Origin of the sequence: Streptomyces sp. NPDC021562, assembly GCF_040640875.1 — a bacterium.
GTDB lineage: Bacteria > Actinomycetota > Actinomycetes > Streptomycetales > Streptomycetaceae > Streptomyces.
This window is the reverse complement of record NZ_JBFACN010000112.1, coordinates 1-1,156: the sequence shown is the minus strand read 5'-3', so window position 1 is coordinate 1,156 and position 1,156 is coordinate 1. Positions and strand designations below refer to the sequence as shown.

The following is a 1,156-nucleotide window of genomic DNA, read 5'->3' as shown; positions in this document are numbered from 1 at the left end:
GCTTAATATCTTCTTTATATTTCACATAAAATTGCGATGTATCTTGTGGACCAACTCCATCAAAAAAGCGCTCTGGCTGCTGTTCATACCAGTAATCCCAAATATTTTGTCCTTTTCCATCAACATTTGCTGCACCTTCCGTTTGAGTTGCTGATGCGGCAGATCCCCACCAAAAATTATCTGGAAAATTATATTTCACTTCATTATTTACTGACATTTTTTCTTTCCCCTTTCAAAGACATACTCTAAGATGAATTCCTTTGTTATAGGAAAAAGCAGGCATATTGAGCTTTTGCTGACGCTAAAGCCAATACTCTGCTTCCTCCCTTCCATTCATGTATTATTTAGCTGCTTTTATTAAGATGCTTTTTTCATTTCCTCTTCTTCCTTCTTCACATTGACACGGTCAATAACTTTCAGGAATGGGAACCAGATTGCAAATACGATTGCCATATTCACAAGCTGCATTAATCCTCCAGCGAAGGAGTTAGTAGCCATAATACCGTTGATGAAGAATGGTACTGTCCATGGAACGGTAACACCAGTAGGAGGTGGTACAATTCCTGTTGACATGGCGAAATAAGTTACTAGCGTTACAATCATTGGTGAAATAATCCAAGGTACAATAATTAATGGGTTCATAACAATCGGTAAACCAAAGATGATTGGCTCATTGACGTTAAAGATACCAGGGCCAAGGCCAAGCTTCGCTACTTGCTTCATTTGCTTACTCTTCATGAACAGCAGGATTGCGAACACGACAGCAAGTGTCATACCTGTTCCACCCATGCCGACAGTATATATCTCCATGAACGGTTTTGAGATAATATGTGGTATTTCTTGTCCGCTCGTATATGCTGTTAAGTTTTCTACTTGCAGTGTATTCCAAATCGGGTCCATAACAGAGTTGATGATAATTTGACCATGAAGACCAAAGAACCAAAGAATTTGGATAAAGAATACTGCAATAAGTGTTGGAATGATGCCACTGCCCAAGCCTACTAATGGTGCTTGAATTGCTTTATAAATGACATCATGCAAGTTTGTATCAAATGCTGCTGTTACAAGAACGTTCACAAGCAGGAAGAATGTCAATGTAAGCACAGCTGGAATTAATGCTGCGAATGATTTTGCTACTGCCGGCGGAACTCCTGGC

General features: G+C 39.5%; 2 protein-coding genes. Both read right to left on the bottom strand.

All coding sequences use genetic code 11. The features are described from left to right. Positions 1 to 217 (bottom strand): family 1 glycosylhydrolase (locus tag AB0G52_RS41300; protein WP_361344491.1); only part of this gene is annotated, 217 nt, incomplete at its 3' end. Positions 218 to 357: 140 nt separating this feature from the next. Then, positions 358 to 1,156: PTS transporter subunit EIIC (locus tag AB0G52_RS41295; RefSeq protein ID WP_361344488.1), on the bottom strand; the 799-nt coding region annotated here is incomplete at its 5' end.